Source organism: Cyanobium sp. Aljojuca 7D2 (genome assembly GCF_024346415.1).
Classification (GTDB): domain Bacteria; phylum Cyanobacteriota; class Cyanobacteriia; order PCC-6307; family Cyanobiaceae; genus Cyanobium_A.
Genome location: NZ_JAGQCX010000004.1, coordinates 77953 through 102760, shown reverse-complemented (window position 1 = coordinate 102760; position 24808 = coordinate 77953). Strand labels below are relative to the sequence as shown.

32 protein-coding genes, 1 tRNA gene and 1 pseudogene are annotated in these 24808 nt (G+C 65.1%); 14 read left to right on the top strand and 20 right to left on the bottom strand.

Annotated features, from left to right (window positions below):
• Positions 1-4 precede the first annotated feature (4 nt).
• The 3 genes from KBY57_RS06035 to KBY57_RS06025 all read right to left on the bottom strand — a co-directional run bounded on the left by KBY57_RS06035 (position 5) and on the right by KBY57_RS06025 (position 2135).
• Positions 5-763 carry a phycobilisome rod-core linker polypeptide gene (locus KBY57_RS06035; RefSeq protein ID WP_254994994.1) on the bottom strand — a complete coding sequence of 253 codons (759 nt, stop codon included), beginning with the start codon at positions 761-763 and terminating at the stop codon, positions 5-7.
• A 125-nt stretch (positions 764-888) separates the two neighbouring features.
• A complete protein-coding gene (locus KBY57_RS06030) occupies positions 889-1644 on the bottom strand; it encodes a peptidase (RefSeq protein WP_254994993.1) in 756 nt (251 codons plus the stop codon).
• Complete coding sequence (locus KBY57_RS06025; protein WP_254994992.1) at positions 1644-2135, bottom strand: DUF2214 family protein; 492 nt, start codon at positions 2133-2135, stop codon at positions 1644-1646. Before KBY57_RS06025 ends, KBY57_RS06030 begins: the two co-directional genes overlap by 1 nt.
• A gap of 229 nt (positions 2136-2364) precedes the next feature.
• Here KBY57_RS06025 and KBY57_RS06020 point away from each other — a divergent pair, with 229 nt between their 5' ends.
• From KBY57_RS06020 to KBY57_RS06000, 5 genes are read left to right on the top strand one after another with little or no spacing between them, the layout of a single operon-like run.
• Positions 2365-3288, top strand: coding sequence for a sigma-70 family RNA polymerase sigma factor (locus tag KBY57_RS06020; RefSeq protein ID WP_254994991.1), 924 nt, complete (start codon positions 2365-2367; stop codon positions 3286-3288).
• Positions 3289-3333: 45 nt separating this feature from the next.
• Positions 3334-3714 (top strand): YkvA family protein, encoded by a 381-nt coding sequence (locus tag KBY57_RS06015; protein WP_254994990.1) that lies wholly within the window; start codon positions 3334-3336, stop codon positions 3712-3714.
• Positions 3715-3719: 5 nt separating this feature from the next.
• On the top strand, positions 3720-4046 hold the full coding sequence (locus tag KBY57_RS06010; RefSeq protein WP_254994989.1) for a hypothetical protein: 327 nt from the start codon (positions 3720-3722) through the stop codon (positions 4044-4046).
• A 23-nt stretch (positions 4047-4069) separates the two neighbouring features.
• Entirely contained in the window at positions 4070-4348 is a 279-nt protein-coding gene (locus KBY57_RS06005; RefSeq protein WP_254994988.1) for a hypothetical protein, read from the top strand.
• Between the two features lie 11 nt (positions 4349-4359).
• Positions 4360-4851, top strand: coding sequence for a phosphate-starvation-inducible PsiE family protein (locus KBY57_RS06000; protein WP_254994987.1), 492 nt, complete (start codon positions 4360-4362; stop codon positions 4849-4851).
• On the opposite strand, the gene KBY57_RS05995 is transcribed toward KBY57_RS06000, so the two are convergent.
• Together KBY57_RS05995 and KBY57_RS05990 are read right to left on the bottom strand one after the other, a co-directional pair.
• Complete coding sequence (locus KBY57_RS05995; protein ID WP_254994985.1) at positions 4787-5317, bottom strand: Nif11 domain/cupin domain-containing protein; 531 nt, start codon at positions 5315-5317, stop codon at positions 4787-4789. The two genes, KBY57_RS06000 and KBY57_RS05995, sit on opposite strands and share 65 nt — an antisense overlap.
• Positions 5310-5864: a GNAT family N-acetyltransferase gene (locus tag KBY57_RS05990; protein WP_254994984.1), complete on the bottom strand. Its 555-nt coding sequence runs from the start codon at positions 5862-5864 to the stop codon at positions 5310-5312. The genes KBY57_RS05995 and KBY57_RS05990 overlap by 8 nt, the downstream gene beginning before the upstream one ends.
• Before the next feature lie 176 nt (positions 5865-6040).
• On the opposite strand from KBY57_RS05990, the gene KBY57_RS05985 reads away from it, so the two are divergent.
• Together KBY57_RS05985 and KBY57_RS05980 are read left to right on the top strand one after the other, a co-directional pair.
• Positions 6041-6406, top strand: coding sequence for an AbrB family transcriptional regulator (locus KBY57_RS05985; protein ID WP_094561300.1), 366 nt, complete (start codon positions 6041-6043; stop codon positions 6404-6406).
• Positions 6407-6530: 124 nt separating this feature from the next.
• Positions 6531-6920 carry a c-type cytochrome gene (locus KBY57_RS05980; RefSeq protein WP_254994983.1) on the top strand — a complete coding sequence of 130 codons (390 nt, stop codon included), beginning with the start codon at positions 6531-6533 and terminating at the stop codon, positions 6918-6920.
• Positions 6921-6927: 7 nt separating this feature from the next.
• Here KBY57_RS05980 and KBY57_RS05975 read toward each other — a convergent pair whose 3' ends face one another.
• Complete coding sequence (locus KBY57_RS05975) at positions 6928-7194, bottom strand: YciI family protein (RefSeq protein ID WP_254987677.1); 267 nt, start codon at positions 7192-7194, stop codon at positions 6928-6930.
• A 94-nt stretch (positions 7195-7288) separates the two neighbouring features.
• Here KBY57_RS05975 and KBY57_RS05970 point away from each other — a divergent pair, with 94 nt between their 5' ends.
• Positions 7289-7570: a hypothetical protein gene (locus tag KBY57_RS05970; RefSeq protein ID WP_254994982.1), complete on the top strand. Its 282-nt coding sequence runs from the start codon at positions 7289-7291 to the stop codon at positions 7568-7570.
• A 37-nt stretch (positions 7571-7607) separates the two neighbouring features.
• Here the strand turns inward: KBY57_RS05970 and KBY57_RS05965 are convergent, their stop codons facing one another.
• The 5 genes from KBY57_RS05965 to KBY57_RS05945 are packed head-to-tail and all read right to left on the bottom strand — an operon-like array spanning position 7608 to position 10419.
• Positions 7608-8363, bottom strand: coding sequence for a class I SAM-dependent methyltransferase (locus KBY57_RS05965; protein ID WP_254994981.1), 756 nt, complete (start codon positions 8361-8363; stop codon positions 7608-7610).
• Positions 8360-8947: a DUF938 domain-containing protein gene (locus KBY57_RS05960; protein ID WP_254994980.1), complete on the bottom strand. Its 588-nt coding sequence runs from the start codon at positions 8945-8947 to the stop codon at positions 8360-8362. The genes KBY57_RS05965 and KBY57_RS05960 overlap by 4 nt, the downstream gene beginning before the upstream one ends.
• 11 nt (positions 8948-8958) lie before the next feature.
• The gene (gene trpA, locus KBY57_RS05955) at positions 8959-9774 is read right to left on the bottom strand and encodes a tryptophan synthase subunit alpha (protein WP_254994979.1); all 816 of its coding nucleotides are present in this window, start codon (positions 9772-9774) and stop codon (positions 8959-8961) included.
• Positions 9775-9821: 47 nt separating this feature from the next.
• A complete protein-coding gene (locus KBY57_RS05950; RefSeq protein WP_254994978.1) occupies positions 9822-10163 on the bottom strand; it encodes a DUF3007 family protein in 342 nt (113 codons plus the stop codon).
• A 4-nt stretch (positions 10164-10167) separates the two neighbouring features.
• Complete coding sequence (locus tag KBY57_RS05945) at positions 10168-10419, bottom strand: NAD(P)H-quinone oxidoreductase subunit L (RefSeq protein ID WP_254994977.1); 252 nt, start codon at positions 10417-10419, stop codon at positions 10168-10170.
• Between the two features lie 41 nt (positions 10420-10460).
• Between KBY57_RS05945 and KBY57_RS05940 the strand changes: the two genes are divergently transcribed.
• Positions 10461-10544 (top strand) — tRNA-Leu (locus tag KBY57_RS05940).
• Between the two features lie 378 nt (positions 10545-10922).
• Here KBY57_RS05940 and KBY57_RS05935 read toward each other — a convergent pair.
• Complete coding sequence (locus KBY57_RS05935) at positions 10923-11204, bottom strand: Nif11-like leader peptide family natural product precursor (protein WP_254987674.1); 282 nt, start codon at positions 11202-11204, stop codon at positions 10923-10925.
• A gap of 122 nt (positions 11205-11326) precedes the next feature.
• Between KBY57_RS05935 and KBY57_RS05930 the strand changes: the two genes are divergently transcribed.
• Positions 11327-12394, top strand: coding sequence for a calcium/sodium antiporter (locus KBY57_RS05930; RefSeq protein ID WP_254994976.1), 1068 nt, complete (start codon positions 11327-11329; stop codon positions 12392-12394).
• Positions 12395-12400: 6 nt separating this feature from the next.
• Here KBY57_RS05930 and KBY57_RS05925 read toward each other — a convergent pair whose 3' ends face one another.
• From KBY57_RS05925 to KBY57_RS05915, 3 genes are all read right to left on the bottom strand, one after another.
• Positions 12401-14206, bottom strand: a complete 1806-nt coding sequence (locus tag KBY57_RS05925; protein WP_254994975.1) for an SLC13 family permease — start codon at positions 14204-14206, stop codon at positions 12401-12403.
• A 66-nt stretch (positions 14207-14272) separates the two neighbouring features.
• Positions 14273-14977, bottom strand: coding sequence for a potassium channel family protein (locus tag KBY57_RS05920; RefSeq protein WP_254987671.1), 705 nt, complete (start codon positions 14975-14977; stop codon positions 14273-14275).
• Positions 14978-14989: 12 nt separating this feature from the next.
• The gene (locus KBY57_RS05915; RefSeq protein WP_254994974.1) at positions 14990-16423 is read right to left on the bottom strand and encodes a TrkH family potassium uptake protein; all 1434 of its coding nucleotides are present in this window, start codon (positions 16421-16423) and stop codon (positions 14990-14992) included.
• Between the two features lie 62 nt (positions 16424-16485).
• On the opposite strand from KBY57_RS05915, the gene KBY57_RS05910 reads away from it, so the two are divergent.
• Positions 16486-17142, top strand: coding sequence for a DedA family protein (locus KBY57_RS05910; protein ID WP_254994972.1), 657 nt, complete (start codon positions 16486-16488; stop codon positions 17140-17142).
• Between the two features lie 31 nt (positions 17143-17173).
• Here the strand turns inward: KBY57_RS05910 and KBY57_RS05905 are convergent, their stop codons facing one another.
• Positions 17174-17464, bottom strand: coding sequence for a hypothetical protein (locus tag KBY57_RS05905; protein ID WP_254994971.1), 291 nt, complete (start codon positions 17462-17464; stop codon positions 17174-17176).
• A gap of 344 nt (positions 17465-17808) precedes the next feature.
• On the opposite strand from KBY57_RS05905, the pseudogene KBY57_RS05900 reads away from it, so the two are divergent.
• The 3 genes and pseudogenes from KBY57_RS05900 to KBY57_RS05890 all read left to right on the top strand — a co-directional run.
• Positions 17809-18375, top strand: a pseudogene (locus KBY57_RS05900) (proton-conducting transporter membrane subunit); the annotation flags it as partial.
• A gap of 106 nt (positions 18376-18481) precedes the next feature.
• Positions 18482-19684 (top strand): CO2 hydration protein, encoded by a 1203-nt coding sequence (locus KBY57_RS05895; protein WP_254994970.1) that lies wholly within the window; start codon positions 18482-18484, stop codon positions 19682-19684.
• 10 nt (positions 19685-19694) lie between these two features.
• Complete coding sequence (locus tag KBY57_RS05890; RefSeq protein ID WP_254994969.1) at positions 19695-20096, top strand: fasciclin domain-containing protein; 402 nt, start codon at positions 19695-19697, stop codon at positions 20094-20096.
• Here KBY57_RS05890 and bioA read toward each other — a convergent pair.
• The 4 genes from bioA to KBY57_RS05870 all read right to left on the bottom strand — a co-directional run bounded on the left by bioA (position 20093) and on the right by KBY57_RS05870 (position 24695).
• On the bottom strand, positions 20093-21361 hold the full coding sequence (gene bioA, locus KBY57_RS05885; protein WP_254994968.1) for an adenosylmethionine--8-amino-7-oxononanoate transaminase: 1269 nt from the start codon (positions 21359-21361) through the stop codon (positions 20093-20095). The genes KBY57_RS05890 and bioA overlap by 4 nt on opposite strands.
• Positions 21362-21365: 4 nt before the next feature.
• On the bottom strand, positions 21366-22337 hold the full coding sequence (locus tag KBY57_RS05880; RefSeq protein ID WP_254994967.1) for a sigma-70 family RNA polymerase sigma factor: 972 nt from the start codon (positions 22335-22337) through the stop codon (positions 21366-21368).
• A 164-nt stretch (positions 22338-22501) separates the two neighbouring features.
• Positions 22502-22942 carry a phosphate-starvation-inducible PsiE family protein gene (locus tag KBY57_RS05875; protein WP_254994966.1) on the bottom strand — a complete coding sequence of 147 codons (441 nt, stop codon included), beginning with the start codon at positions 22940-22942 and terminating at the stop codon, positions 22502-22504.
• Positions 22943-23009: 67 nt separating this feature from the next.
• A complete protein-coding gene (locus KBY57_RS05870) occupies positions 23010-24695 on the bottom strand; it encodes a SulP family inorganic anion transporter (protein ID WP_254994965.1) in 1686 nt (561 codons plus the stop codon).
• Between the last annotated feature and the right edge of the window lie 113 nt (positions 24696-24808).

The window sequence follows — 24808 nt, the reverse complement described above, 5'->3', positions numbered from 1 at the left end:
CGCCTCAGCCTGTGCTGAGCATGGCCGCAGCAATCCAGATCACCAGGCCGGTGAGCACGAAGCCTCCGGTAGCCACGGTGTATTGCCAGATAGCTTGAACCCTTGGTGTGGGCTGGCCTTCCAGCCAGGCTGGGCGGGCCCAGCCGCCGCCGTCTGTCCAGGGGTTTAATCCTCCGGTGGGTGCGCGCCTGGCCATCGCCTCACGCCAGTAGAAGTCGTAGCGGGGGGCTTGCTGGTTGAAGGGCATGGTGCCTACGGCCTGGCCGGGAAGTACCCGCGAGCGCTGAACAGGCACCAGGCTGTCGCCGAAGTTGTCGCGGTATTCGTCGGAATTCAGTAAGGCGTCAACAAACTTGGGCAGCCCCTGCTCGGCGATCACGATCGACCAGGCGATCTGTTCGGCTTTTCCATGCACCGGGCGGCCGAGTACCCGGCCCACCACCTGCTCCACCACCCGGTAGTTGCTGTTGCACCGGTAGAAATCTCGCTGGAATTTCTCCGAGAGCAGCAGTTGGCGGATGAAGTCGCGGGTGCTGATCTGGCCGGAACGCAACTGGGATTCCAGCACCTCATCCCGATCCACCTTGAAGGCATGGAAAAAGATCTGGCGGTAGGCCTGCTCGATCAGTGCGTCGGTGGCGGCCCGATCTCGCTGCAAGCAAGTGGTGTCGCTCTGGCGCGGGGTCTCCTCACCGGGGGCCAGAAAGCTGCTCACCCGGGCGTTGTTGGTGAGCGGTTTGGTGGCTAAAACTGGCAAGGGCATCGGACAGGGATTGCTGTAAGCGCGAACGTATGTGAGGCCGTGGCGCGCTTTCGCCCAATCGAGCCGAATCACAAACAACGTTACGCCGCGCAATAGAACGCAACCTGAGAGGTGATCCCCAGCGTCTAGCGCGAGGAATCAGGGGGCAGCGCTGTTCCTGGTGAGCTGCCCTTGAGCCCGGGTTGGGCCTGCAGCCAGCGCAAGGTCGCCCGGTCGCGGGGGCTTAGCTCCAGCACCGGCTGGCTGCCGGGGATGGCGGCCAGAGCATCGCCGGGCTGATCGCTGTGGCCCCAGAGCCCGAAGGCGTGGCCAAGCTCGTGCAGGGCCGTGGCTTGCATGGCCTGCACGCCCTGGCCGGGGCTGAGTTGCACGGTCACCTGGGGTTCGAGCTGCCACGGGCCGGCGAGTTGTCCCGGCGCGCCCCGTTGCACCTCCACCAGCATCAAGGTGGCGCGGCCGTGACTGGCCCGCTTGTTCTGCACGGGGGGCCTGCGCCGGAGGAGCTGCACCTGGGCGCGGGCGGGGTCGGCCACCACCGTGATCGGCAGGATCTGCTGCCAGCTGGCCAGGGCCCCATCCACCGCCTGGCGCCAGCGGCCATCCCACAGGGCCGCCGGCCCCTCGCTGGCGCCGGGCTCGATCCAGACGCACCAATGGTTCAGGCGCGGCCAACCCAGGGGGGTGGGCTTCAGCCGGTGGCGGTAGTCGGCGGGGCTGGGGGGCGGCACAGCGGGTGGCATCGGCCGCGACTCAGTGAGGTCCGCGGCACGCTTCACCTGCAGCGGAGGGCAGGGATCGGGCAGCGCAGGTGCCGCCCAGGCGGCTTGGGCCAGGCCGCCGAGCAGCCCGGCCAGGAGCGGAAGGGCACGACGGCCCCCCATCAGGCGGCCGGGAGCCCCACACCGCGGGCCATCAGGGTGGCCAGCAGGGGCACCAGGGCAAAGCCCACCAGTTCGATGTTGAGGATCCAGCCCAGGCGATTCGCCAGGGCTTCGCTCACCTGGGGCAGTTCGCCCTTGCGCAGGGGGATGGCCCAGAGGATGTAGGTGATCGTGGGGTAGAGCGACAGCCCGCCCACGCTCAGATAGAGGCCCACCTTCCACCAGAACAGGGGGTTTTGCGTATAGAACTCAGAACCCTGACCGAAGTACAGGACCCGCAGGATGCCGCTGCCCAGCAGGGCCAGGGCCGCCAGTCCGTACACCACATCGGTGATCACCATCAAGGTGGCGTCGGCCTTGCTGGGGTTGGGCTTGATCAGCCGCCGCTCCAACACCAGGGCGCCGAAGCAGAGCATGAAGCTCAGATAGTGCACGTAGGCCACGCCCGCCCGGGAGAGCACATCAGGGGGGATCGCGGCAAAGCCGGACATGGTTTGCAGGCAGTGGCCTGCAACCGTAACTGCCGGCTCTGCTCCCCTGCTGTGGCTGATGGGGCGTGATCGATGCAGCTGTCTTTGCTGGCATGTTCAAATCCGCAGCCTTTGTGAAAACCGCACAAGGCATGAAATTGGGAAGGAAGGTTGAAAGTTGGAAGCTTTTCTGCTGGTCGGTTTCTGGTTGCAAATTGCCCTTAGGTTCAATTCACTGCATGCGTGAACCATGGCTAGCTCTTTGAGCGCCTTTCTCGGTGAGATCGGTCGGCATCAGTTGCTGACCCCGGAGCAGGAACTCACCTTGGGTCGAAAGGTGCAGGCGATGGCGGAGTTGCAGGAGCGCTGCCGCGACGCCGGAGGATCCGGCCCCGCCTGCGATTTCGACGAGTTGGAGCGCCGCACTCTCAAAACGGGCGAACGGGCCAAAAATCAGATGATCACGGCCAATCTGCGGCTGGTGGTCAACCTGGCCAAGCGCTATCAAAACAAGGGCCTGGATCTGTTGGATCTGATCCAGGAAGGCACCTTGGGCCTCACCCGAGCCGTTGAGAAATACGACCCCACCCGCGGCCACCGATTCAGCACCTACGCCTATTGGTGGATTCGTCAGGGGCTTAACCGTGCCCTATCCACCCAAAGCCGCACCATTCGTATTCCCGTCAATGTGAATGAAAAACTGACCAAATTGCGGGCAGCCAAAGCCCGTTATCTCCAGGCCAATGGCACGGCTCCCCGGCCGTCTCATCTGGCCCAGATCCTGCAGTTGCCCTTGGCCGAGGTGGAGGAGCTGCTGGGTTGCGAACTGCGCAGCATCACCGTCAGTCTTCAGGGGGTGGTGAAGTCGAAGTCGGACCCCTCCGAATTGGTGGACGTGTTGCCCAGCCCCGAGCTGCCGCCGATGGAGCGTGCCGAGCTTGCAGAGCGCACGGCCACGGTGTGGACCCTGCTGGAGCGCGCCAACCTCACCCCCAAGGAGCGCACCGTGGTGATGCTGCGCTTTGGCCTCGATGGCAGCCATGAATGGCGAACCCTGGCTGAGGTGGCCCGCCAGCTGGAGTGCAGCCGTGAATATTGCCGTCAAGTGGTGCAGCGGGCGCTGCGCAAGTTGCGGAAAACCGGCATCGACAGCGGCTTGGTGGAGGTTGTTTAGCCCCCGTTGGAGCGTTGAATGGAAGGGTTGGCTGCTGTGCTGCCCGTGACGGATTCCGTGAATGCCGCTTCCGTGGATCCCGCTTCTGTGGATGCCCAGGTGCTGGAAAGCACCGTGGTGGATGAGGCGGTGTTGCTCAAGTTGCTGCGTCGAGCCGGTCGCACCCTGGCTCGTCCAGCCTTGGAATGCCTGGAGCTGCTGCTCGATCCCCAAACGCCGGCCTCGGCCAAGCTCACGGTGTTGGCGGCCCTCACCTACCTGTTGGTGCCCCTCGATCTGATTCCCGACTTCATCCCCGCGGCGGGCTTCAGTGATGATCTGGTGGCGGTTACGGCCCTGCTTGGCCTCTGCACCCGCCACCGCACCGATGCCATTCGGCTGCGGGCCCAGCGCAGACTGGACCGTTGGTTCCCCCTGGATCGCTGACGGCGATGTCCACCCTCACCAGCAACGAGCTCGAGGATCTGCAGACCTTCCTCAAGGATTGGCTGCGGCACACGGGCCGCACCCAGGCGGATCTGCGGCGCGCCCTCCAGGCGGGCTCGATCCGGATGCCGGTGTTGCTGGAGGTGCTGCAGCGCACCTACAGCCGCGATGGGCTGCCGGGGCTGGCCGACCAGCTGTGCCGGGTGGAAGAGCTGTGGCAGAGCGAGGACGGCGCCGGCGGGTCGGATGACGCTGGGCTGCCCGGGCTGGAGGCTTCCCTGGGTCAGTTGGATCTGCTGTTGCAGGAAATCCGTCAAGACCAACAACCTTGATGTTTCCCGGTCAAAGTGGGGTGATGTCCTTTTTCCCCGCGATGCAGCGCACCGGCGCGTTCTGGCCGTCCCTGGCGGCCTGCGGTTCGATCAGCCTGGCCTGCGGCCTTGGAGTGTCCCCTGCCTGGGCCCAGGCCGAGAGTTTCTTGGTTGGACCTGGCAGCTCTGTCGGCCCTTCCACCAAGGTGAAGCCCAAAAACTGCGTCACCGGTCCGGATGGATCGATCACCTGCGACACCCAACTGGAAAATTCACCCAGCGACACCCAGGCGCGTCCGATTTACGAGCAGTTCAAGAACTAGGTGCCTCCGGGATGACCAAATTGCGCCGGCTGCTGCAGGACGCCAGCTATCTCCACCTGATCGACCGCAGCGAGCAGGCCCTAGCCAAGGTGCTTGGTCTTGTGCTGCTGGTGGTGATGGTGGCTGGCACCGTGCAGTTGATCGGTGCGGTGGCCCTGGCGGTTGTGCAGCCAGACACCCCTTGGCTGGGCAGCAAACTCAACTCGGTGCTGGGGGATCTCCTCACCCTGTTGATCGCCATTGAGGTGCTGCAGAACATCACCTCCTATCTGCGCCGCCACGTGGTGCAGATCGAGTTGGTGTTGCTCACCGCCATGACCGCCGTGGCGCGGAAGGTGATTGTGCTGCCCCCCGGTGCCGAGAGCAAGCCCCAGCTGCTCGCCGGCCTCGGGGTGGCTGTGCTGGCCCTGGCAGGCGCCTACTGGCTGGTGCGCAGCCTCAGCCTCCGCAAGCCTCCTTCCAGAACAGGGCCAGCCATACGGTTCCGGGAGCAGGATCGGTAGCGGCCACCCGGTGACGTTGGTGGGCCGGAATCAGCAGGCTGTCGCCGCGGCAGAGCTCCCGCTGATGGTCCTCCCCGTCGAACTCCAGCCTGGCGCTGCCCTGGAGCAACACCACCCACTCGTGTTCGCTCTGGTCGTACCAAAAGCCCGGTGGGCTTGACGCCTGACAGGAATGGATGCGCTCCAGTCGCCAGGTGAGCTGCTCGACCAGCACGGTGATGCATTCTTCGCCCGCTGGCGGGCAGGACGCGGCCAGCAGGTTGTCGCCGGCGGCGGCAGGCGGATCGGTTTCTCCCCAGCGCCGGCCGATTTCGAAGCCCCGGCTGCGGGCCAGGGCCACTACGGCGTGGTGATCGCTGCAATCCCGCAGGGCCTGGCGCAGGATCGGATCGGCCTCGCTGAGGGCCACAAAGGCATTCAGCTGGCGCACCTTGTCCAGAAATTGCTGCAGCTGTGCTTCAGCCACCGGGGGTCTTCATCGCGTTAGGTCCCGTCCAGCCGGTGGATGGGCTCAGGGTCTTGATCATCCGCCATCGCTGGAAGGACTCGCCAGCAAAAATCACAGTTTCCTCCGCGTCGATGCACCAGCCGAGGCGCAGCAGCAACGGTTTCGACAATTGACTGGCTTCGGTGCGCCACTGGCGACAACCCTGTTGCCTGACATAGAGCTCAAGGGCCCGCAGAATGGCGCTGCTGCGGCCTTGCCGGCATGAGCGTGCGCGGCAGTACAGCAACGACAGCCGATCGACGGGGTCGAGTAGTCCAAAGGCCTCAATGACTGCTGGGCTGGTCTCGCCGGTGGCCTGGCCGTGTTGGCCGAGTTTGCCGCAACTGGCCAGGCCGTACCCACGCTGCAGCGCTTCTTTGATGGTGTTGCTGCTGGTGGCGTGGTTGGACCAGGCCGCAATCTGGGCAGGGGTGTAGAGGCCTTGGGCCTGGCTGATCACCGCATCGCGATACACAGCAGTCACCTGATCAAGATCGCCCGGACGCAGCACACGCAGGCTCTCCATCCATCTCACCACCTCGGTGTGCTTTCTATCACTGCTCCTCGCCGCGCCATTGGAAGTGGGCTGAATCTTCTGGCGTTGATTTGAACGGTAAAGCTTGGCAGCTGCTGTTAATGCTGTACATTCTGGATGTAATCACCTTGGGAAGTCCCCTCCCATTCCACCCAACCCCTAAATCGATGCTCACTGGATCAGAACTGTTGGCCAAGGTCAAAGAGCTTGGCGATGTGGGCAAGTCGGAGATCGTCCGGGCTTGCGGGTATGTCTCCAGCAAGAAAGACGGCGGCGAGCGCCTCAATTTCACGGCCTTCTACGAGGCTCTGCTGGAAGCCAAGGGTGTTGAGCTTGGCGGCACTGGCAAGGTTGGCAAGGGCGGTCGCAAGCTCAGCTATGTGGCCACCGTCCAGGGCAACGGCAACCTCTTGATCGGTAAGGCCTACACGGCCCTTCTCGATCTCAAGCCCGGTGATGAATTTGAGATCAAGCTTGGTCGCAAACAGATTCGTCTGATTCCCGCCGGCGCCACCGACGAAGACGAAGAGTGAGCTTTGGCTTCGGCCGATAGGCCTATTGCCAGATGTCTGACGACAGATCACCCCGGCTTGTCCGGGGTTTTTTGTTGGGCCGGCCTTGCCGCCGTAGGCGCACACTGGAACCAGCGATGACGGAATGGACGTGGTGGTGCAGAACAGCTGGGATGGCTCGGCTTGGTGGCGGACCGTGTTGCGGGCCGTGCTGCCGGTGCTGCTGATGGCGCTGCTGCTGGCTGGGGCGGCACCAGTCTGGGCGGACCTTGCGGGCGCCGATGGGGGCCAGCTGTTTGCGAATCACTGCGCGGGTTGCCATGTGAACGGCGGCAACATCATTCGCCGCGGCAAAACCTTGCGGCTGGCCGCCCTGGAGCGCAATGGCATCCACGATGCCCAGCGAATTGCCGCCATCGCCGCCGTTGGGCTCGGACAGATGTCGGGCTACGGGGCCGTGCTGGGAGACGGCGGACCGGAGGCGGTGGCCGACTACGTGTGGCAGCAGGCCCAGTTGGACTGGCCGCGGGCTTGAAACCTGTTTAAAAGGCCTGAATCCAGGGGTACACCTTCACTTCGGTCCAGATGCCCTGGCGCCAGTAGATGTCACCTTTCACCAGGGTTTCCACCTGGTCCAGGCTGTCGGCTTCGTAGATGCCGAACACGTGGGTGCTGCCCTCGGTGGGGCCGAGGGTGATCAGGGTGCCGGCATCTTTAAGCTTTTGCAGCCCAGCTAGATGCTCTTCCCGGTAAGGGGTGCGCCTCTCGAGCGCGTTGTCGCAGTAGGTGCCCCAGAGCACGAAGCGCATGGTGGTGGTGATCGGTCGCGCCTGAGGCTACGGGTGCCACGCCACAGGTGTCTTGCAGTGGCGTTATAACTGAGACATCACTTTCTGGATGTTCATGCGCCGCCGCTCCTTGGGCCTTGGTGTTGTGTTGATGGTCGCAGGCTTCGGTCTCGCTTCCGCTGGCGCCCTGGCTGGAGACAACATGATGGATCAGATGGTTCGCAAGTACTGCCTCAAGGCGGTCAACGATGAGGTGAAGGCATCCGGCAAGCCCGCTCCCGAAGGGATGCAGGATTTCACCTGCGATTGCGTGGTGCAGCAGATGAAGAAGCGTCAGTCGATTGACGTGGCCAAGACCACCTGCAAAAAACAGGCAGCGACCAAATATCACCTCTGACCGCCTCTGGTCGGATGGAGCGGGGGCTACCGGCTGCTCAGCCTGGTGATCCCCAGCGCCCCATGAACGGCCAGCGCACCGTCAGCGGTGCCGTGCCCGCGTCGGGCCAGAGGACGGCCAGCTCTGCCTGCAGGGCGGGCAGAGGATCGATCCCGGCTTCCCGGCTGCGCTGCACCGCCGACCAGGTGCCGATGTGGGCCATCAGCTCGCTCAGGGTCCAGTGGCGTTCGATCCAGAGTCCGGTCGGAAAGGGCCACTCCTCGCCGGGGAAGACGAGGCCGGCGTAGGACTGCTCCACCCATTTCCGCTCGGCCGGCCACCAGGGTGCCAGGGTGCTGTTGTGGAAGGCATCCAGTGGGGCCTGGAGCCGTGCCTCGGGCAACAGCAACGGCAGGTAGCCGATCCAGGCCATCACGGCTCCTGGTTTGCAGACACGCCGCACTTCCGAGTTGAAGGGCTCGCCGGCGAACCAGTGCACGGCCGCGGCCACCAGCACTCCATCGAGGCTGGCATCGCCCAGGCCGCTGGCGGTGGCATCGGCCTGCTGATAACGGATTCGGGGGTGGGGGCCGGCCGCCGCCAGCTGGGCGGCGCTGGCATCGGTGGCGATCACCCGGGCACCGGCCTCGGCCAGATCCACCGAGGCCTGGCCGCTGCCGCAGCCGCAGTCCCACACCAGGGGATCGGCGGGGAGGCGGTCCAGGAAGGCGGCGTAGAAGGCTGCCGGGTAGGTGATCCGGTGGCGGGCATAGGCGGCAGCCACAGCACCGAACCAGTTGCTGACCTCACTCATCGCCGCTGCAGCACCAGGATCCGGTTGTTGGCCGGCATGGCCACATCGGCCAGGGGCACGAGGCCGAGGCCCTGGGCCTGTTCCACCAGCGCCAGGGCATCGCGCACCCCCATGGTCGGATCGAGGCTGCGCAGGTGCTGGTCGAAGGCGGCATTGCTGGCGGCGGTGTGCGCGCCCCCGTCGTGGAAGGGGCCGTAGAGCAGCAGCAGCCCGCCGGGGCGCAGCACCCGGGCCGCGCCGGCCAGCAGCAGGGGCACGGCAGTGGCTGGAACGATGTGGGTGGTGTTGGCCGTGAACACCGCATCGAAGCTCTGGCGAGGCCACTGCCCTGCGTCCGTCACATCCAGGGCGATGGCAGGCGGCAGGCCTGGGCTCAGGGCCGCCAGCTGGGACTGCAGAGCTGCCAGGTTGTCCTGGCGCTCACTGGCCTGCCAGGTGAGGCCGGCGATCTGCTGGCAGAAGAACGCGGCGTGTTGGCCGCTGCCCGAGCCGATCTCCAGCACCTGGGCGCCGGGCGGGAGCCAGTCTTGGAGCACCGCCAGGATCGGGCCCTGGTTGCGTTCGCAGGCGGGGGAAAACAGCACGCGCTCGCCTGTCAGGCGTCGAGGCCCGCGCGCAGTTCCGCGCAGAAGCGCCCGGCCGCGGCTGCCACGTCGGCCTGCTGCCCGTGGGCTTCGGCCATCACCTTCACCAGGGCACTGCCCACGATGGCCCCATCGGCTCCCCAGTCGCGCACCTGGCGGGCTTGCTCGGAGCCGGAAATGCCAAAGCCCACGGCCACCGGCGTGTCGCCCTGGGCCTTGAGTTGGCCCACCAGGGTGCCCACCCGCGATTCCAGGTTGGTGCGCACGCCCGTCACGCCGGTGACGCTCACCAGATAGGTGAAGCCGCGGCTGGCGTGGTGGATCCGGGCCAACCGTTCAGCAGGGGTGGTGGGGGCTACCAGCAGCACCAGATCCAGGCCCGCAGCGGCCGCGATCGCCGAGAGCTTCTCCGCTTCCTCCAGGGGCAGGTCGGGCACCACCAGCCCGGCGGCTCCCGCGGCGGCAGCGGCGGTGCAGAAGGCCTCCATGCCCCGGTTGAGCAGGGGGTTGCTGTAGGTGAACAGCACCACTGGCATGGTGAGCTCACCCTTGAGGGAGCGGAGCATCTCCAACACTCCGGCTGGGGTGGTGCCGGCCTTGAGGGCACGGCTGGCAGCGGCCTGGATCACCGGCCCGTCGGCCAGGGGGTCGCTATAGGGGATGCCCAGCTCGACCAGGTCGGCACCGTGGGCCTGCAGCGCCAGCAGGCTGGCCCGGGTGCTGGCCAGATCAGGATCCCCCGCCATCAGAAAGGGCATCAGGGCACAGCGGCCCTGTTGCCGCAGGGCCGTGAAACGCTGCTGAATCGGGGTAGGGGCGGCAGTCACAGCAGCAGCGGCAGTCACGGCAGCGAAAGGGGCTTCGGCCTGTGAGCCTATGCCTCGCCCTGGGGGGCTTCCGGCAGTTGGCCCGTTTCCCGCAGCAGGCGCTCCTGCTCTTCGGGGCTGAGGGCCTCAAACTTGCGTTGCAGTTCCTCGGTGGTGAAGGCGTCGTAGGCCTCGCGGTACTGCCGGCGTTGCTGGATGAAGGTCATCTGGCCGGTGACCACCCGGAAGAGATAGCTGCCGGTCCAGGCGAGCACCAGCACCATCAACAGGGCTGAGGCGGCGATGCCAGCCGAGAAGCCCTCAAATCCGCCGAACTGAAACAGCGCATAACCCAGGCCCCCCAGAGCGAAGACCCCCAGGGCGAGTAGCAGGGCCTTGCCGTTGGTCATGGGGTCAAACCTCGCCCTGGCCTGCCATGCGCAGATTGATGAACGGGGAAAACAGGATCAGGCCAGGAAAAAACAGGAACACCAGGCCGTAGACCCCGAAGCGCTCCAGCTTGCCCATCACCGTCCAGCGCTTGATCATCCAGGCGTAGAGCAGCAGGGGCACGGCCACCAGGTAGGCGCCGCCCAGCACGACGTAGGCCGCCAACACCAGCAGCGTGTCCGGGGAGATGGAAGAGAGCAATCCGGGCAGCGGCACAGCGGGACTGTGGAGTGAATTGAATTTAGGATGCTCAGGCTGGGGGCATGGCGGAATTGGTAGACGCAGCGGACTTAAAATCCGCAGACGGCAACGTTGTGGGGGTTCAAGTCCCCCTGCCCCCATATTCCTGCTGCTTGGGCTGGGATTCGGTCTAAGATCACGAGAACCGGCAGAAGCCGGCGGGCTGCAGAGCCCGCGCAGGCCGGAACCAGCACCATTTATCCCCTGCGCTTCCTGGGGATTGCCGACCAAGACAGGCCCACGCGTCAGATTGTTCAGCCAGACCGCCTTGTGTGATTCCCTGCGGGGGATGGCGGTCCACCGGTGCGAGATCCATATCCGTTCATTTCATTTGTGATGTTTTCTTCGTTTTCCCTTTCAACACGCTCCAAATCCAGTCGATCCAACCGGGTCAGCTACCCCAGCTGCCCCATCCAGCAGCGTCCCCAGGGGCGGCCCCTGGCCCAGCCCCTCACATGGGAAGAGTTGTTGGGTCAGCGCTAAGCCCCGAGAAGGCGCTCCCGTTGCAGATAGACGCGAATTAATTTTTCGTCCATCAGTCCCTGGCGTGCCAGGGGGGCTTCATTGCAGCGCTCAAACAGGCCCAGCAGGGTGGACGCCTGGAACACGAAGCCCCGCGTTGCGGCGATCGCCACCACATCGGGGGCGCTGATGACGTCGTTGAGCAGATCCCGCAGCGCCTGATCCTGCTGAATGAGGCCCAGGAAGGAGAACAGGGCGTCCAGTTCGCTGGCGCTGGTGTTGGTGTCCGGGTCGGTCACGGTGGACGGAGAAGGGTGGGGAATGAATGGTTTCAGGCTAGGTCGGGCGTTTCGACGCCCGATCTTTTGGCGGTCGACCCTTCAGAATCACGCCACGTTGTTCCCCTGCTGGCCCTGGCGCGATGACCCTTTTGCCCAGTGCCATTGAGATCGTTGTGGGGATCCTGCTGCTGTTCGGCGGCGGTGAGCTGTTTGTGGGCGGCTCGACGGCCGTGGCCCTGTTGCTGGGCATCCCCCAGATCGTGATTGGCCTGACGGTGGTCTCGCTCGGCACCAGCGCGCCGGAATTGTTTGTGAGCCTGATCTCCACGATCCAGGGCGGCGATGCGATCGCCGTGAGCAACGTGGTGGGCAGCAACATCTTCAACGTGCTGGTGGTGCTGGGTCTGAGTGCCCTGGTGGTGCCGCTGCGGGTTCAGAGCCGGCTGGTGCGCCGTGATGTTCCCCTGTTGCTGGGGGTGTCGATGGCGGTGTGGGGGATGGCCTCCGGCGGCCGGCTGACCTGGCAGGCAGGCCTGGCCTTGCTGGTGGGCACCGCGATCAATCTCATCTGGGAGATGCGCACAGCCAGTGAGAATCCCGAAGAAGCCGGCGAGGTTGATGAGCGCGATCGCGCCACCCCCAGGGTTGCGGCGGCCAAGCTGGCGGGGGGCCTGGTTCTGCTGGTGGTGGGATCCCAGGTGCTGGTGAAGGGAGCGACTGCTGCTGCAGTCAGCCTGGGTGTCAGCCAAACCGTGATCGGCTTAACGATCGTGGCCGCCGGCACCTCGATGCCGGAGTTGGTGACCTCCTTGGTGGCGGCTTACCGCGGCAAGGTCGATCTGGCGATCGGCAACGTGGTGGGCAGCAACCTGCTCAACCAACTCCTGATCCTCGGCCTGTGCGGCTTGGCCTCCGGTGGCCAGGGCCTGGCGGTGGATCCCGTGATGGTGAATCGCGATTTCCCGATCATGGTGCTCACCACCCTGGCCTGTCTGCCGATCTTCTGGACCCACGGCGTGATCTCCCGCCTTGAGGGCGGAATCCTGGTGGGCCTTTACGGGCTGTATCTGGTGGAGCAAGTGCTCACCAACACCGTCACCTCGGCGGTGGATGAGTTTCGCATCGTCGCCCTGGTGGTGGTGGTGCCTGTGGTGCTGGTGTTTCTGGTGTGGCAATCCCTGCGTTGGCGCCAGGATCGCCACGCCTGAGCGGGATCAGATCCCGAACTGGCGGCACACGAGCCAGGGCACCAGCAGGGTCATCACCATCGTCAGTGGCAGGCCGTAGCGGGCCACGTCGAGGAAGCGGTAGCGACCGGGGCCGAACACCATCAGGTTGGTCTGGTACCCCACGGGACTGAGAAAGCTCTGGCTGGCCCCGAACAGCACGGCGTAAATGAAGGCCATCGGCGGCTGGTTCAGGCCTTGGGCGAGTTGACCGGCAATCGGAATCAACATGGCCACGGTGGCGGCATTGCTCATCACCTCGGTGAGCAAGGTGGTAAACAAAAACACCACCACCAGCGCGGCGTACACCGGCCAGCTCTGCAGGCTGCTCAGCAAGGCTTGAGCCAGGGCCGCCGCCAGACCGGTTTTCTCCAGCGCCACGCTGAAACTGGCCAGTGATCCGAGCAGCAGGGTCACATCGAGGCGGATCGCCCGCTGCAGTTCTCCCGCCCGCAGGCAGCCCGTGGCCACCATCGCCACCGTGCCCAACAGCACCGCCGCCACCAGGGGAATGACATTCAGGGCCGTCAGCAGGATCACCAGGGCGGCGATCAGCAGGGCCACCCGCTTGCGACTCACGGTGGGCAAGTCCTTTTCCAGTTGCTCAAGCACCACCAGATCGTTGTTGGCCTGCAGGCCGCGAATCGCATCCTTCGGCCCTTGCAGCAGCAGCACATCCCCCTCGCGCAGCTGGGCCCGGCCCAGGCGCTCGCGCAGCACCGCGTTGCCGCGCCGCAGGGCCAGCACGGTCACGTTGTAGCGCTGGCGGAAGCGCAGATCCCGCAGGCAGTCGCCGGCCAGGGAGGAGCCGGAGGGCAGCAGCACCTCCACCATTCGCTGGTTGTTCTGCTGGTCTGGGCGGATTGCTTCTTCGGGGGTTGGGGCTAACACCACCGTGTGGTCCTGCTGCAGCCGCAGCAAGTCTTCGCGGCTGCAGCGCAGCAGCAGGCGATCACCCAGCATCAGGGTGCGGTCCGCCAGGGGGGGCAGGAAGCGCTCGCTAGCGCGGTGCAACTCGAGCACGTCCACGTCGAAGCGGCGTTGCAAGCGGCTGCCATGCAGCGACTGGCCGATCAGCTCGGAGTCGGCAGGGATCTTCACCTCCGTGAGGTAGCCGCTGCTGGCGAGACTGGCGACCAGGTCGTCGTCGTTGCTGCCGCGGTCGGGCAGAAAGCGATCGGCCAGCAGCACCATCACCAAACCGCCCACCAGCCACACGCCCAGCCCGATCGGCGTGAGGCTGAACAGGCCGAAGGCGCCGTAGCCAAGTTTGCTGCTCACCTCGCTGGCCAGCAGGTTGACCGAACTGCCCAGCAGAGTCATGGTGCCGCCGAGCACCGTGGCAAAGGACAGCGGTAGCAGCACCTTGGAGGGGGAGATGCGGCGGCGCTGGCACCAGCCCTCGATCACTGGCAGCAGGCTGGCCACGATCGGAGTGTTGGGCACGAAGGCCGACACCGGCCCCACGGCGGCCACCATCAGGGTGATCATCCGCTTGGGGCTGCGCACGGCATCGGAGCCGATCAGGGCCCGCAGCCGATCGAGGCCGCCGCTGCGGAACAGCCCGGCCGAGAGGGCAAATAGGCCCATCAGGGTGATCAGGGCGGGGCTGCCGAAGCCCTCCAGCGCCTCCGAGGGCTTGAGCACTCCCGTGACGATCAGGAGTGCGGCGGCGAGCAGTCCGGTGACCTCCGGTGCGAGCCAGCCGCTGATGAACAGCACCACCGACCCAGCCAGCACCAGCAGGGTGGTGAGCGCCCCGGGCTGAAGCAGGGCGACGGAGAGCTCAGACATGGCCGATCGCGCGAACTGTCGACAATAACCCGGTAAGTCGATCGAGAATGTGCGGCACCTCGATGTCTACGCCCCGGGCAGCTCCGCCAGGGCGTCGCTGGCGCCCATCACCACCAGCAGCTCGCCGGCCTGGAGCACGTGGGAGGCGGGTGGATTGACGGTGAGCTGGTTGTCGGGCCCGGCGGCCAGCACGCTGACGTTGAAGTTCTTGCGCAGATTGATGTCTCGCAGCGACTGGCCGATGAAAGCCTGGGGCACGCGGATCTCCTCGATGCTGTTGCGGTCGTCGAGGCGCAGGCGCTCCAGCAGGTTGGGCCGTACCAGCTCCATGCCCAGCCGGTGGCCCTGCATCTTCGAGGGGAACACCACCCGATCGGCCCCGACCCGCTGCAGCATCTTCATGTGCAGATCGCTGGTGGCACGGGCGATCACCTGTTTGACCCGGCTGCCGGCGCTGTCCTTGACGATCAGGGTGGCTGTCACGCTGGCCTCGATCGGATCACTCATGGCCACCACCACGGTGGTCATGTCGAGCACGCCGGCGGCCCGCAGGGCCTCTTCATCGGTGCAATCCACCACCCGCGCTTCGATGGCGGGGTCCATCTGACGCAGCTCATCGATCGCCCGCTGGCTGGCATCGATCGCCAGCACCTCGGCCCCGGCCTTGCTCAGTTCGCTGCACACGGCTGAGCCGAAGCGCCCCACACCGATCACCGCAAACCCGCCCTTGATGGCGCCTTCTGCAGGGTTCCAGTGCCACCAGCTCGTCATGGGTTTGGGGGTTCAGATGTAGAGCTCTTCGCGGGGATAGCCCACGCGCGGTTGGGGCCGGCTGCCATAGATCGCTGAGAGCAGCAGCAGGATCCCCAGTCTGCCCACAAACATGCCCACCATCAGCACCAGCTGGCCCCAGCGGTTGAGCTGGGCGGTCACTCCCAGATCGAGCCCCACGGTGCCGAAGGCCGACATGCAGGTGAACAGCTTCTCGAGGAAGCTGAAGCTGATGCGGGTCGGCTCTCCGGTGGTGGTGGGCCCGAGCCCCAGCAGCAGGGCCATCAGGATCACGAAGATCGCTGAAGCCAGGGTCACGCCCACGGCCCGCAGCACCACGGTGTCGGGGATCTGGCGCCGGTGGATCACCACTTCCTCGCGGCCCTGGAGGGTGGAGCGGGTGGCCCCCATCAGGGTGGCGAAGGTGGTGGTTTTGATGCCGCCGCCGGTGCCGCCGGGGCTGGCGCCGATGAACATCAGCACGATCAGCAGCAGCAGGCCGGCGTCAGAGAAGGTCTGGATCGACAGGGGCACGGTGTTGAAGCCAGCTGTGCGGGCGCTGATGGATTGGAACAGCGTCACCTGGATCCGCTGCCACCAGTGGAGGTTTTCCATCACGCCGCCGGCTGCGAAGTGCTCGGTGAACAGCAGGCCCAGGGCGCCAAATCCGATCAGCAGCACCGTGCTGCGCAGCACCAGACGGGTGTGCAGGCTGAGCCGGCGCAACCGTTGCAGCCGGGCCCGGTTGCTCCACAGGTCGTTGATTACCCGCCAGCCGATGCCGCCCACCACGATCATGGCGGCGATCACCCCATTCACCACGGGGTTGTCGCGGTAGTGCACCAGGTTGTCGCTCCAGAGGCCGAAGCCAGCGTTGTTGTAGGCGCTGATGCAGTGAAACAGCGCAGCCCAGAGGCGCTCGAGCGGATTGGAGATGTCGGTGAAACCAAAGACGTAGAGCACCACGGTGCCCAGCCCCATCACGCAGAAGCCCGTGATCAGGATGCTGTTGAAGGTGGGTCCGATGCCGCCCACGCCGAAGTCGTCGAGGGCCCGGCCCCTGTCGAGCCGGTGGCGCAGGCCCGAGTGCCCTTGCACGAAACCCTGCAGGAAGGTGGTGATCGCCATTAGGCCCAGGCCGCCCGTGATGATCAGGCCCGCCAGGGCCACCTGGCCAAAGGCGGTGAGATCGCGGCTGATGTCGATGATCGACAGCCCCGTCACCGTGATCGCGGAGGTCACGGTGAACAGTGCTTCCCACAGGCCCACTGCGTCGGTGGAGCAGAGCGGGCTGGCCATGATCACGGTGCCGAAGGCGATCACGAGGGCACCGGTGACCACCGTGAATTGGGGCACGGTGAGATGCTGCCGCCACGTTTTGACCGCGTTCCAGGGGGTGGCGCTCAGGTTGGCGGCGGTGGCAGGGCTTGGGGCAGATCGCCGCATCGGAGCCTGGGGCGATGCCAAAGCGATGCCTACCCTAATCACCCCGGCCACCAGGGTTTTCCTTGACGCTGCCCTCTGTCGACGGTTTGTCCAACCTGATCGGCGCGGCGGTGGAGGCCAACCCGTTGCTGGGCTACGGCGCCATCGCCCTGGTGATGTTGCTGGAAAACCTCATTCCCCCCATTCCCTCGGAGGTGGTGATGCCCTACGGGGGGTATCTGGTCTACCAGGGGCGTTTGGAGTTGCTCCCCACCGTGCTGGCCGGGCTGATCGGCACTGTGCTGGGGGCCTGGTTTTGGTATGGCATTGGCCGGTTGATCAACGAGGAGCGGATCGCCCAGTGGTTGGAGCGGCGGGGCAAGTGGCTGGGCATCCAGCTCGACGATCTGGCCCGCAGTCGCCGCTGGTTCAACCGGCACGGGGCGGCCGTGGTGTTCTGGGGGCGGCTGATTCCCGGGGTGCGCACCTTGGTGTCGGTGCCCGCCGGCATCGAGATGATGCCCCAACCCGCTTTTCTGGCCTGGACCACCGCCGGCAGCCTGATCTGGACCCTGCTGCTCACCTTGGCGGGTCAGGCGATGGGCAAGGGCTATGCGGAGGTGGAGGGATGGTTGGGTCCCTGGTCCCAGGCGATTCAGCTGCTGGCCTGGATTGCCTTGGGGGCAGGCGTGGTGGCGCTGCTGGTGAAGGTGGTGCTGGCGCGCCGTCGGGCTGGTTGAGCCCTGTGCTGCTGATCACCTGCGCTGCTGGTTAGTTGGAACCTTTGGCTTCGCTCGGAGCTGGGGCCTCGTTCGAGCGGTCCAGGCGGCTTGGTTCGCCCAGGGGGATGTCGCCTTGCACCAAGCTGTCGGAGAGGAGCGACAGCGCCAGCGCCACCCCGGCCACGGCCCCTAACAGCACCAGGGTGCTCAGCTGGCGCCACTGGAACAGTTCGCCCTCCGTGGCCGGCTGGTGCGGGTGTCCGCAATCGCTGCAGATCAGCATCGTTTTGGAACGCCCCACCTTGGTGAGCAGGCGGCAGCCGCACTTGGGGCAGGCCATCACGGGGAGACGACTGGCCTGATCATGGCCGGGCCGGCCGCAGGGCGGTGTGCTTCGGAGGGATCAGGGTTGCTGTTGAGGCCAATCGGGCATTCCTTTGTTTTCCCCGCCCAACGGCATTGAATGCTGCTTAAGGTTGCGAACCACTGGCCGATTCGAGCCCGTCTGAATGCCTCAAGTGTTGTGATTTCCACTGCTTGGTTGACATTGTGACAGTCTTTCTGCTGCAGACGGCCTGGCTTGTGCCCCTGTACCCCCTGGTCGCAGCTCTGGCCTCCCTGGCGTGGTCGCCAGGCGTGATCTCCCGCACGGGCCCCCGCCCCTGCGGCTACCTCAATCTGGCGATGGTGGCTGTGGCCTTCGCCCATAGCGTCTACGCCCTATCGGCCCTGCACACCAATGCCCGCGCCGGCGCTGAGGCCCTGTATCGGCCCATCAGTTTCAACTGGACCTGGCTCGATACCGCCGGCCTGCGGGTGGGCTTTGACGGACTGGTGACCGAGCCCGCTCTGGTGGCGATGGCGGTGATCACGGGCCTGCACCTGCTGGTGCAGATCTATGCGATCGGCTATCTGGAGATGGACTGGGGCTGGCCGCGGTTTTTCGGCTCGCTCAGCTTCTTCGAGGCGGGTCTGTGCGCCCTGGTGCTCACCGATTCGGTGTTTTTCAGCTACGTGATCCTGGAGCTGCTCACCCTCGGCACCTACCTGATCGTGGGCACCTGGTACAACCAGCCCTTGGTGGTGAAGGGGGCCCGCGACGCCTTCCTCACCAAACGCCTTGGCGACCTGATCCTGTTGGCCGGGGTGATTGCCCTGCTGCCGGTTGCCGGCACCTGGAACTTTCACGGCCTCCAAGCCTGGGCTGCCGACCTCAGCAATAACGGCCAGAGCCTTCCAGCCGGCTTCCAGCTGATCTTGCTGGCCCTGATCGCAGGCCCGATGGGGAAGTGCGCCCAGATCCCCCTCCACCCATCGCTACGCCGAGGTGATCCACCGGCTGGAGGCTGGTGGTTCGATGCTGCCCGATACGCCCGAAAACCTCCAGCAGATCATCGGCATCTACAAGGCCTATGCCGTGCCGATGGACTTCTATTGGCGCGACCTGCTCTACATCGCCGAGCGGGTGTTTCTCGAGCCGCTGCCAGCGTTCAAATACTTCATCTCCCAGGCGTATCTCGATCGCCCCAACAGCTACGCCGGCGATCAATCGAAGCTGCGGATCTGGCGCGGCGGTGAGAAAGCCCATCCGGAGCTGCTGGCGTTCATGGCGCGGGGCGAAACCACCCGCATGCCCCGGCTGCTGCATCACCTCTGGCACGACCGGGTGAATATGGAGTTCGCCGAGGCCTGCATGCAGGCGATGTTCTGGCATCAGGGCATGGGTGGCCGCTTCAACGACTATCTCGAGAGCGACGCCTATCGGGCCAACGCCGATCGGGCGATCAAGGCCTACTTCAAGGGCAATCCCGTGATGCTCGGCTTGTATCGCCTGTTTCCGGATCTGTTCCTGGAAAAAGTGAAGCAGCTCAGCTTCTACGCCAACCTTGCGCTGTTCTGGGAGGTGATGGCGCCTGTGTTCTTTGAAATGAGCGACCTCTACGACGAGGGCCAGCTCACCACGGTGCCCCAGGCGATGGACTTCCTGGTGAATGGCATCTTCGCTGTGGCAGGCCGGCCCATCTACCACCACGTGTTCATTCGTGGCGAGTGCTTCGAGATCATCCCCAAGAGCGAGGGATTCACCTGGCTCTACGAGGCAGCCTTGCCCTATGTGGAGGCGGTGTTCTATCGCACCTCGCCGTTTCGCGGCACCAAGAGCTACAACGCCCAGGTCGATCAGGTGCCGGCTTCCCAGGCCGACTTCCACTACGGCATTCTCTATGCCGATCTGTATCCAGTGGGCTCGGCCGGCATCCCGCCCACCCTGCTGATGCAAGACATGCTCCACTTCCTGCCGCCCTATCTGCAGGAGCTCTACAGCCAGCACAAGCGCGGTGAGCAAGACCAGCTGATCCAACTGGGCATCAGCTTCCAGCGCTCGATGTACAACGTCACCTCAGCGGTGATCCAGGCGTTGCGCTGTGCCCTGCTCTATCCCCTGGATGACACCGATCCGGAGCACCTGTTGGCCAATCGCCGCTTCTTTGAGGCCCAGATGGATCGTTTCCTGCGCCCGGAAGCACGCCTGGCCGACATCCAGACCCAGGACTACCGCTAGGAGAGTTGCCATGGCCACGATTCTTGAAACCGCCGCCGGCGCCGGGATGTTCAGCACCTTGCTGGCCGCGGTGGACGCTGCCGCTTTGCACGGTGCATTGGAGGGGCCAGGGCCCTTCACGGTGCTGGCGCCGGTGGATGACGCCTTTGCTGCTTTGCCCCCCGGCACGGTGCAGACCCTGGTCGACAACCCGCCCCAGCTGGCACGGATCCTGAAGTATCACGTGATCGCCGGTGCCTACACCCGGGAGGCCTTGGTGGCCCAGCCGGAGTGGCCGAGCCTGGAAGGGGCTCCGATTCCGATCCGTCGCAGCGAGCCGTTTGAGGTGAAAAACGCCACGGTGGTGACGGCCGACATCGCCTGCGACAACGGCGTCGTGCATGTGATCGATCGCGTGATCCTGCCGGGTTAAGCCAGGGCGTCGACGGCAGAACCCAGAGCGCCGTAGCACTGCTCAAGCTGGGGGGTGCTGATCCCCAGGGGCGGCAGCAGATACACCACGTTGCCGAGGGGGCGCAGGTACACGCCCTGCTCCAGGCAGTGGCGCTGGATCTGTTTGCCCACGGGATTGAGGTAGCTGGCCTCGCCGGCTTCCACATCAAAGGCCGCCATGGTGCCGATGCAGCGCGGCCGCCGCACCAGCCGGTGCTGAGCCAGCTCCTCCAGCAGGGGTGTGTGGCGCAGCTCGAACTGCTGGAAGCGCTCGGGATTGGCCTGGAGCAGATCCAGGCTGGCCAGCGCTGCGGCACATCCCAGGGGATTGGCGGTGAAGCTGTGGCCGTGGAAGAAGGTGGCCTCGGGCCGCTCGCTGATGAAGCCCTGGTAGAGCCGCTCGCTGGCCATCGTCACCCCCATCGGTAGGAAGCCTCCGGTGAGGCCTTTGGAGAGGGCCATCAGGTCGGGCTGAATGCCGGCCCGGCGGCAGGCGAACAGGTCGCCCGTGCGACCAAAGCCCGTAAACACTTCATCGGCGATCAGCAGGGCGCCGGCGGCCCGCACCCGCTCGGCCACGGCCCGCAGGAAGGCCGGCCGCACCGCCCGCATGCCGCTGGCCCCCTGGATCAGGGGTTCGAGGATCACGGCGGCGGTTGGCGTCTCCAGGGCCTGCTCGAGCTGGCGCAGGGCGTGCTGTTCCCGTTGTTCCACCGCGTCGTCGCCCCAGTGGCTGTGGGGCCAGGCCACCCGGGCCACGGCAAACAGCAGGGGCTCATAGGGGTCGGTGAACAGCGAGCGCTCCCCCAGCGCCATCGCGCCGAAGGTGTCGCCGTGGTACGCCCCCTCGAAGGCAATCACCTGCCGGCGTTCGCTGCCCTGGTTGCGCCACCACTGCCAGGCGATCTTGAGCGCCACCTCCACCGCGGTGGAGCCGTTGTCGGAGAAGAACAGCCGCTCAAGGCCCGTGAGCGCGCTCAGCCGCGTGGCGAGCTGTTCGGCGGGAGCATGGCTGAAGTTGGCGAAGATCACCTGCTCCAGCTCCTGGGCCTGGCGGGCAATCGCCGCCGCAATGGCGGGCTCGGCGTGGCCATGGAGGGTCACCCACCAGCTGCTGATCGCATCGATCAGGCGGCGACCATCGGCGAGCACCAGCTCACTGCCGCGGGCGGAGCGCACCTGCAGCGGCTCGGGGCTCGTGGCCACCTGGGTGGTGGGGTGCCAGAGGTGGGGGTGCCAGCTCATCGGCTCAGGCTTCGAGATGGTCCATGAAGCGCGTCATAAGGCGCCGGATCGTGGCGTTGGCGCGCCGTTCGAGACCACGGGCCGTATCCCGGGTCATGCCCATCTGGCGGGCGGTGGCGCTCAGGCTCAACGGTTCCCCTGCTGCGATCCCGTAGCGCAAGCGCAGCAGCTCGGCTTCCTGTTCAGGGAGTTCATCGAGCAGCTGATGGATGTCTTCTTGCATCAGGGTGGCATCCACCTGCTCCTGGGGCTTGCTGACCTCGCAGGCCAGGCTGTCGAGCAGGCTCAACTCCGATTGGGAGGCTTGATACCCATCCAGACTCAGGGGTTCCTGGGCCCTGAACAGCACCTCGCGGATGTCGAGGGACTTGAGCCCTGTTGCCTCAGCCAGTTCCTCCAGGGTCGGCTCTCGACCCAGCTGCTGGCTGAGGGATTGCTGGGTCTGGCGCAGCCGATGCAGCTGATCCACCATCGCGGCTGGCAAACGGATGGTGCGCCCTTTGGCCACCAGGGCACTGGTGATCCCGTCGCGGATCCACCAGGTGGCATAGGTGGAAAATCGGTAGCCGCGGCTTGGGTCAAACCGTTCCACAGCCCTAATCAGGCCGATGGTGCCCTCCTGGATCAGGTCCTCCATATCGCCGGGGGTGTGCTGGTAGCGGCGAGCCATGCTCACCACCAACCGAATGTTGGCGACCACCATGCGGCTGCGAGCCTGATTGGCCTGGCGTAGGCAGCGCTGAAGCTGGCTCACCTCCATACCAGCTTCTTGGGCCCAGGCGGCCAGGCTTGGGGCCACGCCGCCGGCTCGCAACTTCATCTCCTGGGCCACGTCAGTGGCTCGGCAGCCGCTCTGCACGAGCCTGGCCAAGCTGATTTCTTCTTCAGCGCTGAGCAACGGGATGCGGCCGATGGCGCGCATGTGCTGGCTGAGTGCGTCGCAGCCGCCCTTGGGGCGCTTCTGTGGCGCAGGCATTGGATGGGTATTTGAGATGAGGTCGGCAAACGGTACAGGGTATTTTTTGGGGTTGGGTGTTATGGCTGCTGCTTATCAACCAGGAGTGCCAATCTCTGTGATCAGAGATCCTGATCAATGGGCGTATTCCTGTGGTTGATGGGTGGGTAGTTGGAGGCAGGAAATCAGTTGTGTTGCTGATCACGTCTTGCCTGCTTCACCAGCCAGTAGGCGGCGGCAAGCCCAACCATAATCACGCCAAATCCCGCCATGAGTTGGGGTTTGCTCTCCGTGCCTGGCGGTAGCACAATCACTTTTCTGGCTACGGCAGTCATGGCCGTGAGTAACACCAGCTCAATTTGCACCACCTGATCACGCAGGTAGGCAGTCACGTTCTGGAGGACTTCCAAGGCGATAAAAATCAGCAGCAGTCGATCGAGCAGTTTGATTAGGCCGCCGTTAAACCAATCGGTTTGGAATTGCGCGATTTTGATGCTGGATTCAACGAGAAGTTCGAAAACAGCAAAGCCGATCACCACTGCTAAGAGCAGGGCCAGAAGTTTGGCCAGTTGCCTTTCGTATCCATGGATGGTGGAGAGAAAACGTTTGTCGCTGAACAGATCCATGGGAGGGTACAAAAGACAAAAAAGGGGCTCGGTTTGGCCGAGCCCTCTGGGGTTGCGAATGGGGGCGTCAGCCCATTGCTGCGACAGATCGCTGCAGGGCGTCGCGACGGCTCAGGTTTGTGCGATCAGGTGTCAACTTCTTGTAGAGGCCGAGCTTCTCCAAGCGGCGCTGAGTCGTGCCGGTGGCGCCCACCACGAACACCTCACGCCCTTTCTCGATCGCCTCTTCCACCGCGTTCTCCACAGCCAGGGCTGCGGTCACCCCAAGGTGAGATACCTCAGTGAGGTCAAACACCACCGCCTTCACATCGCCGATGGCGTTGTGTTCACGTCCGATGGCTTTGGCCACTCCGAAGATCATGGCGCCGTTGAGCTGGAAGAGGAGCACCTGGCCCTTGCCCTGGTCGAGCAGGGCCTTTTCGTCGTCGGGAATCAGCAGGTCGCCATCGCCCGTACTGATCGACTTGACGCTCTTGCTCTGCAGCGCGCTCATCTTGTCGATGGTGAGGATGTTGGCGATGAACACGCCAATGCCGACGGCGGCGATCAGATCCACCAGCACGGTGAGTGCGATCACCAGATACATGATCAAGGCGCCGCTCAGGGAGATGCGGTGGGCGCGTTTCAGGAAGCTCCAATCCACGATGTCGACACCCACCTTGAGGGCGATGCCGGCCAGCACGGCCTGGGGGATCTGGGCGGCGACGCCAGTGAAGGCCAGGATCACCACCATCAGGATTACGGCCCGGCTGATGCCCGAGAGGGCACTGCGGCCGCCGGCCTGAATGTTGACCACCGTGCCCATGGTGGCGCCGGCACCGGCGATGCCACCGAACAGGCCGGATGCGATGTTGCCCAAACCCTGGCCGATCAGCTCCTTGTTGGAGTCGTGCTCAGTGCGGGTGATGCTGTCGGCCACCACGGCGGTGAGCAAGGCATCAATGCAGCCGAGCATGCCCAGCACGGCGGCATCGATCAGCATTTTGCTCGCCTGCCCCAGCTCGAAATAGGGCATGCGCAGCTGCGGGAAGCCCGAGGCGATTTCGCCGATGCGGCGAATGTCCTCGGTACCACCGCCATTGCTGAGCAGGGTGAGGGAGAGCACCGTGCCGGCGATCAGGGCAATCAGCTGGGGTGGGGCGATTTTCTTGATCGCCGCCGGGGTGAACCAGAGGATGGCCAGGGTGATCACCGCCAGAATCACTTCCGGCTGGCGGGCGTTCTGAATCAGCTGTGGCAGGGCGCTGAGGGTGCCCATCACGCCGCCCTTGGGGATGGCCTGGCCGAGGAAAGGACCAAGCTGCAGGATGATCAGAATGAGGCCGATGCCGCTCATGAAGCCCGAGATCACCGTGTAGGGCATCTGGGTGACGTAGCGGCCCAGCTTCAACATGCCGAAGGCGATCTGGAACACGCCGGCCAGCATCACCACGGTGAAGGCCATGGCCAGGCCGTTTTCCGGATCAGCAGCGGTCAAGCTCGCGATCACGGCGGTCATCACCACCGTCATCGGCCCTGTGGGCTCGGAGATGAGGGAGGGCGTACCGCCGAACAGGGCAGCAAACAGGCCCACCAGCACAGCGCCCCAGAGGCCGGCGGCTGCACCTGCACCCGAGGCCACACCGAAGGCGAGGGCCATTGGCAGGGCGATCACCGCAGCGGTCACACCGCCGAAGAGATCCCCCTTGATGTTGTTGGTGCTGATGTGATTCAGCAGGGCCGGGCGCCGGGGTGGCGCCGAAGCGGTTGTCATCGCTACAGGCGTGGATTGGCGCGAAACCTTAGGCGTCCTGCTCCTGAACTGGGTGGCTTGTTCCGGCGGGCCCCAACTGTCCCCAAAGACGCCCAGGATTGATCGTGCCCCAA